This is a genomic window from Streptomyces camponoticapitis, from assembly GCF_014646115.1.
GTDB classification, from domain to species: domain Bacteria; phylum Actinomycetota; class Actinomycetes; order Streptomycetales; family Streptomycetaceae; genus Streptomyces; species Streptomyces camponoticapitis.
On record NZ_BMMV01000019.1, the window covers coordinates 148,577 to 162,947 of the forward strand.

General features: G+C 71.7%; 14 protein-coding genes and 1 riboswitch. Of the genes, 7 read left to right on the forward strand and 7 right to left on the reverse strand.

All coding sequences use genetic code 11. From position 1 onward, the window contains the following. Positions 1–213: 213 nt before the first annotated feature. Both IEY79_RS26170 and thrC read right to left on the reverse strand, forming a co-directional pair. Positions 214–489: a ubiquitin-like small modifier protein 1 gene (locus IEY79_RS26170; RefSeq protein ID WP_189110058.1), complete on the reverse strand. Its 276-nt coding sequence runs from the start codon at positions 487–489 to the stop codon at positions 214–216. 40 nt (positions 490–529) lie between these two features. Then, on the reverse strand, positions 530–1,843 hold the full coding sequence (gene thrC / locus IEY79_RS26175; RefSeq protein WP_189110059.1) for a threonine synthase: 1,314 nt from the start codon (positions 1,841–1,843) through the stop codon (positions 530–532). 15 nt (positions 1,844–1,858) lie between these two features. Further along, positions 1,859–1,986, reverse strand: a riboswitch (SAM riboswitch). A 117-nt stretch (positions 1,987–2,103) separates the two neighbouring features. On the opposite strand from thrC, the gene IEY79_RS26180 reads away from it, so the two are divergent. The 3 genes from IEY79_RS26180 to IEY79_RS26185 are packed head-to-tail and all read left to right on the forward strand — an operon-like array spanning position 2,104 to position 4,721. Next, entirely contained in the window at positions 2,104–3,045 is a 942-nt protein-coding gene (locus IEY79_RS26180; RefSeq protein WP_189110060.1) for a glucosyl-3-phosphoglycerate synthase, read from the forward strand. A 48-nt stretch (positions 3,046–3,093) separates the two neighbouring features. Further along, complete coding sequence (locus IEY79_RS38050; protein WP_268240605.1) at positions 3,094–3,225, forward strand: hypothetical protein; 132 nt, start codon at positions 3,094–3,096, stop codon at positions 3,223–3,225. A gap of 59 nt (positions 3,226–3,284) precedes the next feature. After that, positions 3,285–4,721, forward strand: a complete 1,437-nt coding sequence (locus IEY79_RS26185) for an alpha,alpha-trehalose-phosphate synthase (UDP-forming) (protein ID WP_189110061.1) — start codon at positions 3,285–3,287, stop codon at positions 4,719–4,721. Between the two features lie 36 nt (positions 4,722–4,757). Here IEY79_RS26185 and IEY79_RS26190 read toward each other — a convergent pair whose 3' ends face one another. The 4 genes from IEY79_RS26190 to IEY79_RS26205 form a co-directional block, all read right to left on the reverse strand. Then, positions 4,758–6,161, reverse strand: a complete 1,404-nt coding sequence (locus tag IEY79_RS26190; protein WP_189110062.1) for an SDR family oxidoreductase — start codon at positions 6,159–6,161, stop codon at positions 4,758–4,760. A 120-nt stretch (positions 6,162–6,281) separates the two neighbouring features. Then, complete coding sequence (gene otsB, locus IEY79_RS26195) at positions 6,282–7,124, reverse strand: trehalose-phosphatase (protein ID WP_189110063.1); 843 nt, start codon at positions 7,122–7,124, stop codon at positions 6,282–6,284. Positions 7,125–7,175: 51 nt separating this feature from the next. Then, a complete protein-coding gene (locus IEY79_RS38450) occupies positions 7,176–7,523 on the reverse strand; it encodes a DUF3263 domain-containing protein (protein WP_189110064.1) in 348 nt (115 codons plus the stop codon). 12 nt (positions 7,524–7,535) lie between these two features. Then, the gene (locus IEY79_RS26205) at positions 7,536–8,756 is read right to left on the reverse strand and encodes an extracellular solute-binding protein (protein WP_189110101.1); all 1,221 of its coding nucleotides are present in this window, start codon (positions 8,754–8,756) and stop codon (positions 7,536–7,538) included. Between the two features lie 290 nt (positions 8,757–9,046). Here IEY79_RS26205 and IEY79_RS26210 point away from each other — a divergent pair, with 290 nt between their 5' ends. The 4 genes from IEY79_RS26210 to IEY79_RS26225 all read left to right on the forward strand — a co-directional run bounded on the left by IEY79_RS26210 (position 9,047) and on the right by IEY79_RS26225 (position 13,184). After that, positions 9,047–9,979 carry an ROK family protein gene (locus IEY79_RS26210; protein ID WP_189110065.1) on the forward strand — a complete coding sequence of 311 codons (933 nt, stop codon included), beginning with the start codon at positions 9,047–9,049 and terminating at the stop codon, positions 9,977–9,979. Further along, a complete protein-coding gene (gene nagA / locus IEY79_RS26215) occupies positions 9,979–11,166 on the forward strand; it encodes an N-acetylglucosamine-6-phosphate deacetylase (RefSeq protein WP_189110066.1) in 1,188 nt (395 codons plus the stop codon). Before IEY79_RS26210 ends, nagA begins: the two co-directional genes overlap by 1 nt. 202 nt (positions 11,167–11,368) lie before the next feature. Beyond that, the gene (locus IEY79_RS26220) at positions 11,369–12,328 is read left to right on the forward strand and encodes a 1-phosphofructokinase family hexose kinase (protein ID WP_189110067.1); all 960 of its coding nucleotides are present in this window, start codon (positions 11,369–11,371) and stop codon (positions 12,326–12,328) included. Further along, complete coding sequence (locus tag IEY79_RS26225) at positions 12,306–13,184, forward strand: class II fructose-bisphosphate aldolase (RefSeq protein WP_189110068.1); 879 nt, start codon at positions 12,306–12,308, stop codon at positions 13,182–13,184. The genes IEY79_RS26220 and IEY79_RS26225 overlap by 23 nt, the downstream gene beginning before the upstream one ends. Positions 13,185–13,217: 33 nt before the next feature. Here IEY79_RS26225 and IEY79_RS26230 read toward each other — a convergent pair whose 3' ends face one another. Then, positions 13,218–14,243 carry a carbohydrate-binding protein gene (locus tag IEY79_RS26230; protein WP_189110069.1) on the reverse strand — a complete coding sequence of 342 codons (1,026 nt, stop codon included), beginning with the start codon at positions 14,241–14,243 and terminating at the stop codon, positions 13,218–13,220. Positions 14,244–14,371: the final 128 nt, after the last annotated feature.

Below are 14,371 nucleotides of genomic sequence, written 5' to 3' on the forward strand. Positions count from 1 at the left end.
AAGTCGGGCCGGGCAAAGCGCAAGGAACCGCGCAAACAGCGTCCACACTTTGACCGCATCTTGTCGCGAACTCATATGCTCGGGGCACGGGCGCGACGGGGGGCGGCGGCGGGGCTACCCCAACTGTACCGCGTTCAACCTCATGGAATTGCCCCCTCCGCTTCTCTCGCGGAGGGGGCAACCACGTTCACTGTGCGTACCGTTCGGCCGTGTTCAGCCGCCGGCGACCGCCGGGATGATCGAGATGCCGGCGCCGTCGGGCGTGGCGGTCTCCAGGCCCTGCTCGAAGCGGACGTCGTCGTCGTTCACGTACACGTTGACGAAGCGCCGGAGCTTGCCCTGGTCGTCCAGGACGCGGGCGGCGATGCCCGGGTGGTTCGACTCCAGGGACTCGATGACCTGGGAGAGGGTCGTGCCCTCGGCCGGAACCTCGGCCTTTCCGCCGGTGTACGTACGGAGGATGGTGGGGATACGGACGTTCACGCTCATCGGTGTCTGCCTTCCGGAGAGTAGCGGGTTCTTGAGGGGCTCAACGCGCCAGGCCGGCGGCGCGGAAAGCGTCGAGGCTCGGCGGGATCGTCGCGGTCGGCCCCGTCGTCGGCGCGACGGCGTCCAGCGTCTTCAGCCCGTCACCCGTGTTCAGCACGACCGTCGTGAGCGCCGGGTCGAGCAGCCCCGCCTCGATGAGCTTGCGCGTCACGCCCACGGTCACCCCGCCCGCGGTCTCGGCGAAGATCCCCTCGGTCCGCGCGAGCAGCTTGATCGCGTCCACGACCTGCTCGTCGTCCACGTCCTCGACGGCACCGCCCGTGCGGCGGGCGATGTCCAGGACGTACGGGCCGTCGGCCGGGTTGCCGATCGCCAGTGACTTGGCGATGGTGTTCGGCTTCTGCGGCCGTACGACATCGTGGCCGGCCTTGAAGGCGACCGACACCGGCGAGCAGCCCTCGGCCTGCGCGCCGAAGATCTTGTACGGCTTCTCCTCGACCAGGCCGAGCGCGATCAGCTCCTTCAGCCCCTTGTCGATCTTCGTCAGCTGCGAGCCCGACGCGACCGGGATGACGAGCTGGTCGGGCAGCTCCCAGCCGAGCTGCTCGCAGATCTCGTACGCGAGGGTCTTGGAGCCCTCGCCGTAGTACGGGCGCAGGTTGACGTTGACGAAGCCCCAGCCCTCGCCCAGCGGGTCCCCGATGAGCTCGGAGCAGAAGCGGTTGACGTCGTCGTAGTTGCCCTCGATACCGACGAGTTCGCCGCCGTAGATCGCGGCCATGACGACCTTGCCCTGCTCAAGGTCGTGCGGGATGAAGACGCAGGAGCGGAAGCCGGCGCGGGCGGCGGCGGCGCCGACGGCGCCCGCCAGGTTGCCGGTGGAGGAGCAGGAGAGCGTGGTGAAACCGAAGGCGCGGGCCGCCTCGACGGCGATGGCGACGACGCGGTCCTTGAAGGAGTGCGTCGGGTTGCCGGAGTCGTCCTTCACGTACAGACCGCCGGTGACGCCCAGCTCACGGGCGAGGTTGTCGGCCTTGACGAGCTTGGTGAAGCCGGGGTTGATGTTCGGCTTCGACGCGACGTCGGCGGGGACGGGCAGCAGCGGCGCGTAGCGCCAGATGTTGTCGGGGCCGGCCGCGATGCGCTTCTTCAGCTCTTCGGGGCTGTCCGTCGGCAGGTCGTAGGCCACTTCGAGGGGGCCGAAACAGCTCTGACAGGCGAAGATCGGGCCGAGTTCGAAGCGCTCCCCGCATTCGCGGCACGAGAGGGCGGCGGCGGGTCCGAGATCCACGATGCCGGCATCGGATGCGGCGGCGTCGTTGTTGGAACTGTTGTGGACGGTCTGCACAGCCATGAAGGCGAGGCCCTTTCCTCATCTTCCTCGCGACGCATCTCGCCGCGAGACGGAATTGGCACCTTCCCCACCGTGACCTCGCGGTCGGCGGGAGGGTTGCCGGGGCTTCAACGGGCCGTTCCCTCTGCCCCTCTGGATGAGCGGTATTCGGTTGTCAGCGTCATGACCCCCGACATGCGACGGACATTCGCGTTGTTCAAGACTGTAACCGAACCCCTGGACGGTTGAGGCCTTCGTCCGATCCGCGAGATGGAGATCACGTGCTGCGAGAAGTGGAGCGCTGGCTGGCCCGGCGGTCCTGGCCGGCGGCGGACCGACCGGTCGAACAGCTGGTCGCCGCCAAGCAGGGTGCGCAGGTCAGCGTGGTACTCCCGGCCCTGAACGAGGAGGCGACGGTCGGCGCGATCGTGTCGGTGATCCGGCGCGAACTGATGGCGGGTCCGGCGCCGCTCGTCGACGAGCTGGTCGTGATCGACTCGGGCTCGACCGACCGTACGGGGGAGTTCGCGGAGGCGGCCGGGGCGCGCGTGGTGCACCGGGACGACATCCTGCCGAGGCTGTCGGCCGTGCCCGGCAAGGGCGAGGTGCTGTGGCGCTCGCTGCTGGTGACGAGCGGCGACATCGTCTGTTTCGTGGACGCGGATCTCAGGGACTTCTCGGCGCAGTTCGTCTCGGGGACGGTGGGGCCGCTGCTCACCGAGCCGGACGTGCAGTTCGTGAAGGCGATGTACGACCGTCCGCTCGGCGACGAGCCGGGGCAGGGCGGCCGGGTGACGGAACTGGTGGCGCGCCCGCTGCTGAATCTGCACTGGCCGCTGCTGGCGGGCTTCGTCCAGCCGCTGGGCGGTGAGTACGCGGTACGGCGCTCGCTGCTTGAGCGGCTGCCGTTCCCCGTCGGGTACGGGGTGGAGCTGGGGCTGCTGGTGGACGCGCTGCACACGGTGGGGCTGGACGCGCTGGGTCAGGTCGATGTCGGGGTGCGCAAGCACCGGCACCAGGACGGGCAGGCGCTGGGTCGGATGGCGGCGGCGATCTACCGGACGGCGCAGCTGCGGCTGTCGCGGGGACATCTGGTGCGGCCGGAGCTCACGCAGTTCGAGCGGGGCGAGGAGGGCTTCCGGCCGCGTACGTACGCGGTCGACACCGAGGAGCGGCCGCCGATGCGGGAGATCGCGGAGTACGCGGCGCGGCGCGCGGCCTAGCCATTGAGTTCGTATGCTTTAAGTATCGATTTGCCTATATTGCCTGGTATGTCGATTACTGCGATGGCCATGACGGCCTTGACCTCGGAACAGCTCTGGTTGCTGGGCGGCATGGCCCTCGCCCTCGTCGGCGCGGGGGTGGTGGCGGTGGCGGCGGCCCGTGGAAGGGGCCGTGGCTGATCCACGCCGACCTGAAACCGTACGTTTGAGCGTTTCCGCGAAGGGCTAGGTTTCGCCACATGGTCTCCGAGATGGTCCCCGAGCAAGCCGCCCAGGTCCTTGTCGCCTCCAATCGCGGCCCCGTCTCGTACAAGCTCGGCGAGGACGGCACCCTGACCGCCGGGCGCGGCGGCGGAGGCCTCGTCTCCGGCCTCTCGGCCATCGGGCCCGACACGAACGCCGTGTGGGTCTGCGCGGCCCTCGGTGACGGCGACCGCGAGGCGGTGCGGCGCACCGGCGGGCGCCTGGACACCGGCGACACGGGCGGACAGCGGGTCAGGATGCTCGGCATCCCGCCGGAGGTCTACGCGGACGCGTACAACGGCGTCGCGAACTCCACGCTCTGGTTCGTCCACCACCTGCTCTACCAGACACCGCTGGAGCCGGCCTTCGGCACCGAGTTCCGGGCGCAGTGGGCGTCGTACGAGGCGTACAACCGCGCGTTCGCGGAGGCCCTGGCCGACGAGGCGGGCGACGGCGCGGCCGTACTGATCCAGGACTACCACCTGGCCCTGGTGCCCGGCATGCTCCGGGCGCTCCGTCCCGATCTGCGGATCGGACACTTCTCGCACACACCGTGGGCCCCGGTCGACTACTTCCGGCTGCTGCCCGACGACATCGCGCGCCAGCTGCTGCGCGGCATCCTCGGCGCGGACCGCGCCGCGTTCCTGACCCGCCGCTGGGCCGACGCTTTCACCGCGTGCTGTACGGAGCTGCTGGGCGGCACCGGGAAGACGCGGATCGGCGTGCACGGTCTGGGGGCGGACGCGGACTTCCTGCGCGAGCGCGCGAACCGGTCCGACGTGGAGGAGCGCCTCGCCGAACTGCGCGAGCAGATCGGCGGCACCCCCGAGGCGCCCCGCAGGACGATCGTGCGGGTGGACCGCACGGAGCTGTCGAAGAACATCGTGCGCGGCCTCTACGCGTACCGGCAGCTGCTGACGGAGCGGCCCGAGTGGCGCGAGCGGGTCACGCATGTGGCGTTCGCCTATCCGTCCCGGCAGGACCTCGCGGTCTACCGCGACTACACCGCGCGGGTCCAGGAGGTGGCCGACGAGATCAACTCCGAGTTCGGCACGCCCGGCTGGACGCCGGTGGTGCTGCACGTCAAGGACGACTTCGCGCGCTCGCTCGCCGCCTACCGCCTGGCGGACGTGGCGCTGGTCAACCCGATCCGCGACGGCATGAACCTGGTCGCGAAGGAGATCCCGGTCATCTCCGCGAACGGCTGCGCGCTGGTGCTGTCGCGGGAGGCGGGCGCGTACGAGGAGCTGGGCGAGGACGCGCTGGTGGTGAACCCGTACGACGTGACGGCCACGGCGGCGGCGCTGCACGAGGCCCTGACGATGGACGACGACGACCGGGCGGCCCGAACCAAGCGGCTGGCCGCCGCGGCGACGTCGCTGCCGCCGCAGCAGTGGTTCCTGGACCAGCTGGAGGCGCTGCGGACCGGCTGAACGGCTGAGCGGCGGGCCGGCTGAACGGCGGGCGGCTTACCAGGCGACGGGACGGTAGTCCTTGAGCAGGACGCCGTGGACGGGGCTGCCCGCCTGGCCCTGGACGATCGGGTGGTAGACCCGCGCCGCGCCGTCCACGATGTCCAGCGGCGGGCGCCACCCGATGGCGGCGTGCCGCTCCCTGGCGGGCAGGGGCTTCTCGTCGGTGACCCAGCCGGTGTCGACGCTGCACACGTGGATGCCGCGCTTCGCCAGGCCGGCGGCGCTGGTGCGGGTGAGCATGTTCAGGGCGGCCTTGGCCATGTTGGTGTGCGGGTGGTCGCCGGTCTTCTTGCGGACGGTGAACCGGCCCTCCACGGCGGACACGTTGAGCAGATACCGCCGTGGGTGCGGTGACGCCGCGAGCAGGGGCAGGAGCCGGTCGGCGAGCAGGAACGGGGCCACCGCGTTGACGAGTTGGACCTCCAGCATCTCGGCCGGGTCGATGTCGCCGAGCCGCGCGGTCCAGGAGTTCTCCGCCGCGGTCTCGACCAGCAGCCCGGCCTCGTCGACGCTCGGCAGTACGGCGGTGTCCGCCGCGCGCGGTAGGAGCCCGGCGGCCCACGACGGGCCCTCCAGCTCACCCTTCCCGGTGCCGGGGACGGTGAAGTCGGGTGCCGTCCAGACGGCGGGCATGCCGGCGACCGGCAGCGCCTCGCGCACGGGTGCGGCCTCGGCTGCGGCCAGGGCGGAGTAGGCGCGCGGCGAACGGCGCAGCGTCTGGGCCGCGTTGTTGATCAGGATGTCCAACGGCCGTGCCTCGGCCAGCAGCCGGTCGGTGAAGGCCAGCACCTGCCGGGGATCGCGCAGATCGAGCGCGGCGACACGCAGCCGGTCCCACCAGTCGGCGGAGTCGGGAGCGGCCGCGAAGCGCCGTACCGCGTCCTGGGGGAAGCGGGTGGTCACGGTCAGGTCGGCGCCGTCGCGCAGCAGCATCAGCGCCAGCTGGTACCCGATCTTGACGCGCCCGCCGGTCAGCAGCGCGCGACGGCCGGTCAGGTCGGTGCGGGCACCGCGCCGGGTGAGGTTGTCGCGCGCGCAGTCGGGGCAGAGCCGGTGGTAGAAGTGGTGGATCCGCCGGTAGTGGTCCTTGCACACGTAGCACCGCTGGGGCCGTTTCAACTCGCCTGCCGTCCCCTCGCCCTGAGCGTCCGGCGGTGGAGGGTCGAGGGGCAGCGGGGCGTCCATGACGCGGTCGGTGGCGCCCATGACCGTGGCGGCCTGGATCCGGGCGTCCGCCGCGGCGCGGGCTCCACGGGTGGCGGAGCGGCGTTTGCGCCGCCCGTCCCGGAAGAGCCCGCTCGCCGCCCGCTCCAGCCGCTCGCGTCGGGGATCCTCGATCGACAGGTCCCGTGCCTCGTTCAGCAACTCCAGCGTCGCCTGTATCCGCTCGTCGTCCATCGACCCCTCGCCCCCCGCTCACACCGAACGACCATGATGCGCGAGGCGTCCGCCCGGTGTCTTCCGCGTTTCGGGCCGTCGACCGGGCCCGGTCCGGCGACCGGTCGACGGCCGCGGCCCTCAGAGGCGGGCCGCCACCGACGCGAGGAAGCCGGTCAGCGCCTCCGGGCCCGGCAGCACCAGGTCGGCCCTCTCGGCGAGTTCGGGGACCTCCCCCGTACCGCTGCACAGGAGCAGGCCCGAACGGCCCTTCGCACGGAGGGCGTCGACCGCCGCGAAGGCCGGGAGGTCGCCCAGGTCGTCGCCGCCGTACACGACCGTCTCGGCGCCGGTCTCGCGGACGTACTCCGTCAGGGCCACGCCCTTGTCCATGCCCGGCGGGCGCAACTCCAGGACCATGCGGCCCGGTTCGAGCACCAGGCCGTGCCGGGCCGCGAGGTCCGCGAGGGGCCCGCGCAGGGCGTCGAAGGCCCCCTGGGGGTCGGCGGCGCGGCGGGTGTGGACGGCGACCGCCCGGCCCTTCTCCTCGATCCACGTACCGCTCCAGGACTCGAACCGTTCGAGCAGTCGCGGGAGTTCGTCACGGGCCGCGGCGACCCCGGGGTGCGGGGGCGGGGCGGTCACGGTGCCGCTGACCGCGTCCCAGCGCTCGGCGCCGTAATGGCCGAGCACCACGAGGTGTTCCAGGCCGGGTACGCCGGCGAAGCCGCCGTACCGCACGGCGACATCGGCCGGGCGGCCGGTGATCACGGCGACGGAGGCGACGTGCGGGGCCAGCGCGGCGAGCGCGGGGACCGCGCCGGGATGGGCGCGGGCGCTCTCGGGGTCGGGGACGATGTCGGCGAGTGTGCCGTCGAAGTCGAGCGCGACGACGGCCTTCCCGGGCCGGGCGAGAAGCGCGGCCAGGCCTTCGGCGCCGGCGGAGGTGACGGGGGTCGGCAGGGGGTTCGAGTGGCTGCCCATGGTCCGACCCTATCCGCGTGAGGCCGCGGGGGGGGCGGCGAAGGACGCCGCTCAGCGGCGGGCGCGGCGGGCGTCCCGGATCCGGCGCAGACGGTTGACGGTCACCGGGTCGTGGGCCAGGGCCAGCGGATCGTCGATCAGCACGCCGAGCAGCTGGTAGTACCGGGTCGGCGAGATACCGAGCTCCTCCCGGATGACGCGTTCCTTGGCGCCCGGGCCCGGCCAGGAGCAAGTCTCCACGGCGAGGACGGCGCGGTCCCGCTCGGTCAGTTCCGACCGTCCGGCGGGACCACGCCCCTCGTGCGACGCGGGCCCGGGCCCGGGTTCCGACGTGGTCTCGGGCTCGGGCCCGGGTTCCGACGCGGGCTCGGGCCCGGACTCAGGGGTGGGTGCGGTCATAGGGCTGACACGCTACTCGGCGTTCTCCGCCGTGGTCGCGTCCCGGCCGATTCTCGCCAGGATCTCGGAGGGCACCGCGCCGGGCTGCACCGCCTTGCCGATGTTCTTCTTGATGTCCTCGCTGACACCCGCCCACGACGTCTTGCCGAACGGGTACAGCTCCGCGGTGGGCAGCGCCTCCAGGAACTTCCGCAGGTCCTTGTGCTCGTCGTCCGCCACCATCGTCTCGGACGCGCTGTAGGTGACCGGCAGGAGGTCGTACTGCCCGACGAAGTCCATCACGTTCTTGTCCTCGAAGGTGAAGTCGAGGAATTTACCGCTCTCTTCGCGGTGCCCGGCCTGCTTGAAGGCCATGATCCAGTCGGCGACACCCATCGTCGCCTTGGACTTGCCGTTGACGCCGGGCAGCGGCACCATCCCGACCTCGACGCCCGCTTTCTCGGCCTCCTGCATCATCGTCGGATGCCCGTTGAGCATGCCGACCTTGCCGCTGGTGAACGCCTTGAAGGCGTCGGCGCGGTCCAGTTCGCCGGGGGCCACGGGACCGGTGAGGCCCTTGCCGACCAGCTCCGTCTGGAGCCATTCGAAGGTGCTGATGTTCACGTCGGAATCGACGGCGTACGCGTCGTCGACCGTGTCCGTGTAGCCGCCGCCACCGCTGAGCATCCACATCATGGTCTCGGCCTGCGCCTCCTCCGCGCCGAGCGGGAGGGCGAACGGGGTCGGTACGCCCTTCTCCTTGAGCGCCTCGGCGTCCGACTTGATGTCGTTCCAGTTCTGCGGCGCCGACAGACCGGCCTGCGCGAAGAGGCCCTTGTTGTAGAAGAGCAGCCGGGTGCTGGCCACGAACGGCAGTCCGTACTGGGTCTGTTCGACCTTTCCGGCGTCGGCGAAGCGGGAGAGGAAGTTCGCCTGGGTGGGTATGGAGAGCAGCTCGTCCGCGCTGTACAGCTCTTCCTGCTTCACGTAGTCCGCGTAGGCGCCGATCTGCGCGATGTCGGGGGCCTTGCCCTCCCTGACCATCTTCGCCACATCGGCGTCCACGGTCTTCCAGGAACGGACGTCGACGTCGACCTTGATGCCCGGGTTCTTGGACTCGAACTCCTTGGCCAGACTGTTCCAGTACTTCTCCGAGCTGTTGGCGGGACTGCTGCCGTAATCCGCCGCGACGACTTTCAGGGTGACGTCACCCGATCCGCTGGAGCTGCCGCAGCCGCTCAGCGCCATCGTCATGCCCAGTGCGGCTATCGCCGCGGAAGCCCTAAGGAAGCGCTGCACAGCTCTTTTCCCACCCTTGTTTTTCTCGGCCGTCTGTACGGCGTTTGAGTCCCAGTCAGTCCCCCGCGACGTCCTGCGTTGACGAGCTGCGATTTTCCACGATGCGCTGTCGGAGGTCTACTCCAGTCCCATATCGCTTCGGCAACTTCTCTGCCAGGGGGGTTTGGCGAAGGCTTTGTATGGGCTGGCAACAATCCCGCACAGTGGACTAGACCTTTCTTGGGTTTTCGCGCGAGAATGCGCTTGTGAGACACGTCATCGCCCTGGATGTGGGCGGCACCGGTATGAAGGCCGCCCTGGTCGGGGCGGACGGCGCGCTGCTGTACGAGGCGCGCCGGGCCACCGGCAGGGAGCGCGGCCCCGACGCGATCGTCGAGACCATCCTCGACTTCGCGGCGGATCTGCGCGCCCACGGCATCGCGCACTTCGGCGAGAGCGCGGTCGCCGCCGGGGTCGCGGTACCGGGGATCGTCGACGCCGAGCGCGGGATGGCGCTGTACGCGGCGAACCTCGGCTGGCGTGACGTACCGCTGCGGGATCTGCTCGGCGCGCGCCTCGGCGGCGTACCGGTCGCCCTCGGGCACGACGTACGCACCGGCGGGCTCGCCGAGGGGCGGATCGGCGCGGGCAAGGGCTCGGACCGGTTCTTCTTCGTACCGCTCGGCACCGGCATCGCGGGCGCCATCGGCATCGACGGCGCCATCGAGGCCGGCGCGCACGGCTACGCGGGTGAGATCGGGCATGTCGTCGTCCGGCCCGACGGGCCCGTGTGCGGCTGCGGACAGACCGGCTGCATGGAGGCGCTCGCCTCGGCCGCGGCCGTGACCCGCGCGTGGGCGGCGGCCAGCGGCGATCCCGAGGCGGACGCGGCCGACTGCGCCAAGGCCGTGGCCTCGGGCGACCCGAGGGCCGCGGCGGTCTGGGCGGACGCGGTCGACGCGCTCGCCGCCGGACTGGTCACCGCGCTCACCCTGCTCGACCCCCGAAGGCTGATCATCGGTGGCGGTCTCGCCGAGGCCGGGGAAACGTTGTTCACACCCCTGAGGGCCGCGGTCGAGGAGCGGGTCACGTTCCAGAAGCTGCCCGAGATCGTCCCGGCGGCCCTCGGGGACACCGCCGGATGCCTGGGCGCGGGCCTGCTCGCCTGGGATCTTCTCTCGACGGAGGTATCCGCCTGATGGCCGCACGCGCCGAAAGCACTGTTCTCGCCGGCGCCCGGGTGGTGCTGCCGACCGGGGTCGTGGAGAACGGACGGGTGAGAGTCGAAGGCGGACGGATCACCGAGGCGGGGCCGACGGCCTCCGCGACCGGGGCGGCCTCCGTGGGAGGAGACGCCGGGGCGCTCGATCTGACCGGCCACTGGGTGGTGCCCGGCTTCGTCGACATGCACAACCACGGCGGCGGCGGCGCGTCCTTCACGTCGGGCGACGCGGACGCCGTCCTCAAGGGCGTCCGTACGCACCAGGAGCACGGCACCACCACGCTCGTCGCCTCCACCGTCACCGGCGAGATGGACTTCCTCGCCCAGCGCGCCGGGTTCCTCTCCGAGCTGGTCGAGCAGGGCGACCTGGCCGGCATCCACTTCGAGGGCCCGTTCATCTCGCCGTGCCGCAAGGGCGCGCACAGCGAGGAGCTGCTGCGCGACCCGGACCCGGCCGAGGTGCGCAAGCTCCTCGACGCGGCCCGTGGCACGGCGAGGATGGTGACCCTCGCCACCGAACTGCCGGGCGGCATCGACTCCGTACGGCTGCTGGCCGAGCACGGCGTGATCGCGGCGATCGGGCACACGGACGCGACGTACGAGCAGACCGTCGAGGCCATCGACGCGGGAGCGACGGTCGCGACGCACCTGTTCAACGCGATGCCCCCGCTCGGCCACCGCGCGCCGGGACCGATCGCCGCGCTGATGGAGGACGAACGGGTCACCGTCGAGCTGATCAACGACGGCACGCATCTGCATCCGGCGGCGCTGGAGCTGGCGTTCCACCGCGCGGGCGCGGACCGGGTCGCCTTCATCACGGACGCGATGGACGCGGCCGGTTTCGGCGACGGGGTCTACCAACTCGGCCCGCTGGAGGTCGAGGTCAAGGACGGCGTCGCGCGGCTCGCCGTGGGCGGGTCGATCGCGGGCTCCACGCTCACCCTGGACACGGCGTTCAGACGCGCCGTCACGATCGACCGGCTGCCGGTCGCCGACATCGTGCGGGCGATCTCCGCCAACCCGGCGAAGCTGCTGGGCGTGTACGACCGGGTGGGCTCGCTGGAACCGGGGAAGGACGCCGACCTGGTGATCCTGGACGCGGACTTCGCGGTCGCCGGGGTGCTGCGCCAGGGCGAATGGGTGGTCAAGCCCCAAGTGGGCTAGGTCGTGTCCGGCAAACTCCGTCCGGCCGGCGGGCACTGAGGAAGGCTCGCGCGGCCCGCAAGTCGTACATCCCATCGGGAGCCGCACGGGCGTTCGGGGACGACCCCTCCACCTGACGCTTCGCGTTTGGCATGATCAGGTCCGGAACGGAGCGGGCAGGCGGGCCCGCTCCCCGACGTATCCCCGAGGGAGGGCACGGCGCATGATCCTCACCGTCACGCTCAACACCGCCCTCGACATCACCTACCGGACCGCCGCACTGACCCCGCACACCACCAACCGCGTCGCCGAGGTCTCCGAGCGGCCCGGCGGCAAGGGCGTCAACGTCGCCCGCGTGCTGTCGGCGCTCGGCCACGAGACCGTCGTGACCGGCTTCGCCGGCGGCCGGACCGGGGACGCGGTGCGCGAACTGCTCGCCGCCGACGGCCCGTCCGACGCGCTCGTGGCCATCGAGGGCACCACGCGCCGCACCGTCGCCGTCGTGGACGAGGCGACCGGCGACACGACACAGCTGAACGAACCCGGCCCGACCGTCACGTCCGCCGAATGGGCCACTTTCCTCACCTCCTACGAAGGTCTCGTCGCCCGCGCGGACGCCGTCGCCCTGTGCGGCAGCCTGCCGCCCGGCATCCACGTCGGCGCGTACGCGGAGCTGGTACGCGCCGCGCGAGCCGCCGGCCTGCCCGTCCTGCTGGACACCAGCGGCGAACCGCTGCGCCGGGGCATCGCCGCCCGCCCGGACCTCGTGAAGCCCAACGCCGACGAACTCGCCCAGCTCACCGGCTCGCGCGAGCCGGTCCGCGCGACCCGTGACGCGCGCAGGCGCGGCGGCCGCGCCGTGATCGCCTCGCTCGGCGCCGCCGGGCTGTTCGCCGCGACACCGGACGGCGCGTGGCGGGCGACCCCGCCGAGAACCGTGCGCGGCAACCCGACGGGCGCGGGCGACTCGGCGGTGGCCGGGCTGCTGTCGGGGCTGGTGGAGCGGCTGCCGTGGCCGGAGAGGCTCGCGAGGGCGGTCGCGCTGGCCACGGCGACGGTCCTGGCGCCGGCGGCGGGCGAGTTCGACCGGGAGGCGTACGCGGACCTGCTGCGCCAGATCGATGTGACAGAACAGTCCGAGCAGTCGGAACAGGGGCCTCATGCCACTCGTCAGCACCGGTGAACTCGTCTCGGCCGCGGCGGCTTCCGCGACCCGAGCAGACCAACACCCGTACGGCATCGCCGCGTTCAACGTCATCACGCTGGAGCACGCCGAGGCGATCGCCGCCGGCGCCGAACGCGCGGGCCGCCCCGCGATCCTCCAGATCTCCGAGAACGCGGTGAAGTTCCACGGCGGCCGGCTGACCGCCGTCGCCGCCGCCACCGCCGCCGTCGCGCGCGCCTCGGACGCCCCGCTCTCGCTCCACCTCGACCACGTCGAATCGGCCGCCCTGCTGCGCGCGGCCGACGGCGAGGGCTTCAGCTCGGTGATGTTCGACGCGTCGAGACTGAGCTACGGGGCGAACGTCGCCGCCACCGCGGAGGCGGTCGCCTGGGGCCACGCGCGCGGCATCTGGATCGAGGCGGAGCTGGGCAAGGTCGGTGGCAAGGACGGCGAACCCCCGCTGGGCGCCCACGCGCCCGGTGTCCGCACCGACCCGGCCGAGGCCGTGGCGTACGTACGCGACACGGGCGTCGACGCGCTCGCCGTCGCGGTCGGCTCCTCGCACGCGATGACCGACCGCACGGCGGCCCTGGACCACGACCTGATCGGCGCGCTGCGCCGGGCCGTGCCCGTACCGCTGGTGCTGCACGGCTCGTCGGGCGTCCCCGACGCGGAGATCCGGCAGGCGGTCGCCGCGGGCATGGTCAAGATCAACGTCGGTACGGCGCTGAACACAGCCTTCACCGGAGCGGTCCGCGGGTGCCTGGAGGCCGACCCGAGGCTGGTCGACCCCCGGAAATACCTCGTCCCGGCTCGCGAGGCGATGACCGGGACGGTGGCGGCGTTCCTGAAGGTGATAGCCGGGGAGCCCTGAGATCCGGGCCGCCCACGGCCGTCGTGCGCGGGCTCAGCCCTTTGTCTGGCCCTGCTCCAGCGAGACCTGGTCGAGGATGGCCTCGCACTGGTCGCCCACCTCGCAGGAGAGCTTCAGCGTGTTGCTGCCCTTGTCGAGGTTGACGTAGGCGTAGGTGGTGGTCCAGCCCTTCTCCCAGTCACCCTCTTTCGCCTTGGCGAAATTGGACATGTTCACCGAGCGCGGCTTCTCGTCGTTGATCGTGAGCGACGTCTTGGCGTCCTTGCCCGGCACGCCGTACGTGATGAAGAGCGTGTACGGACCGGCCTCGGGCAGCTCGACCGTCCAACTCGCGGACCCACCAGGTCCGTTGAACGTCACATACGCGCCGTCCGCGCCCTTCGCGCCGGGGATGTCCTTCGCCAGCACCGCCGGCGCACCGAGCTTGAGCGTCGCCGCGTCCTGCTTCGGAAGCTCGACCGGCTTGTCGTCGCCCGGTTCCTGCTTGCCGGAGTCCTCGCTGGGAGCCGTCGTCTCGCCGGTGGTCGGGGCGTCCGTCGGACCGCCGTCGGCGTTCTTGCTGTCGTCGTCACCGTTGGTGAGCAGCGCGGCCGTGATCCCGATCACGACGACCGCCACCACGGCGACCGCGCCGATGAGCAGACCCTTCGTGTTGGGTCCGCCGCCGTTGCCGCGACCGCGCTGGGACGGAACCGAACGGGTCTGGGCACCGCCGGCCTCGGGCGCCGCGTAGTGCGCGTCGGGGGACTGGCCGTAGGGCTGCTGACCGTACGGGGCCTGGCCGTTCGGCTGCTGCTGGCCGTACTGCTGCTGGCCTCCGTACTGAGGCTGCTGTCCGTAGGCGCCCTGCTGCGGGACCTGGCCGTACTGGCGCTCGCCGACGGTCCTGACCTGGTTGTACGACGTTCTCGGCACACCGGGCTGGGAGGCGGGACCGGGGTAGCCGTAGCCGCCGCGCCGGGCCTGCGCACCGTTCGCCGCCGTCTGTCCGTCCTCGTACAGATAGCCGAACGGATCGTCGTCCTCGGGCGTACTCGCGCCGTTGTTCCCGGCCGTCATCCCTGGGTCACTCCTTACCATCTCGCCAGCGTCGCCGACCGGCCGAGCCTACCTCGATTGGGCAAGCATACGGACGGGCCTTGACGGGAGTGGGCGGTTGCCCGTTCCCACGATGAACTTCCGGGGAC

Coding starts and splice junctions, on each gene's coding strand:
- IEY79_RS26170 (WP_189110058.1), bottom strand. CDS start 489: ATGAGCGTGAACGTCCGTATCCCCACCATCCTCCGTACGTACACCGGC.
- IEY79_RS38050 (WP_268240605.1), top strand. CDS start 3,094: ATGTCGATTACTGCGATGGCCATGACGGCCTTGACCTCGGAACAGCTC.
- IEY79_RS38450 (WP_189110064.1), bottom strand. CDS start 7,523: ATGACCGCACCCACCCCTGAGTCCGGGCCCGAGCCCGCGTCGGAACCC.
- IEY79_RS26225 (WP_189110068.1), top strand. CDS start 12,306: ATGCCACTCGTCAGCACCGGTGAACTCGTCTCGGCCGCGGCGGCTTCC.
- otsB (WP_189110063.1), bottom strand. CDS start 7,124: ATGGGCAGCCACTCGAACCCCCTGCCGACCCCCGTCACCTCCGCCGGC.
- IEY79_RS26205 (WP_189110101.1), bottom strand. CDS start 8,756: ATGACGATGGCGCTGAGCGGCTGCGGCAGCTCCAGCGGATCGGGTGAC.
- IEY79_RS26185 (WP_189110061.1), top strand. CDS start 3,285: ATGGTCTCCGAGATGGTCCCCGAGCAAGCCGCCCAGGTCCTTGTCGCC.
- IEY79_RS26230 (WP_189110069.1), bottom strand. CDS start 14,243: ATGACGGCCGGGAACAACGGCGCGAGTACGCCCGAGGACGACGATCCG.
- nagA (WP_189110066.1), top strand. CDS start 9,979: ATGGCCGCACGCGCCGAAAGCACTGTTCTCGCCGGCGCCCGGGTGGTG.
- IEY79_RS26220 (WP_189110067.1), top strand. CDS start 11,369: ATGATCCTCACCGTCACGCTCAACACCGCCCTCGACATCACCTACCGG.
- IEY79_RS26190 (WP_189110062.1), bottom strand. CDS start 6,161: ATGGACGACGAGCGGATACAGGCGACGCTGGAGTTGCTGAACGAGGCA.
- thrC (WP_189110059.1), bottom strand. CDS start 1,843: ATGGCTGTGCAGACCGTCCACAACAGTTCCAACAACGACGCCGCCGCA.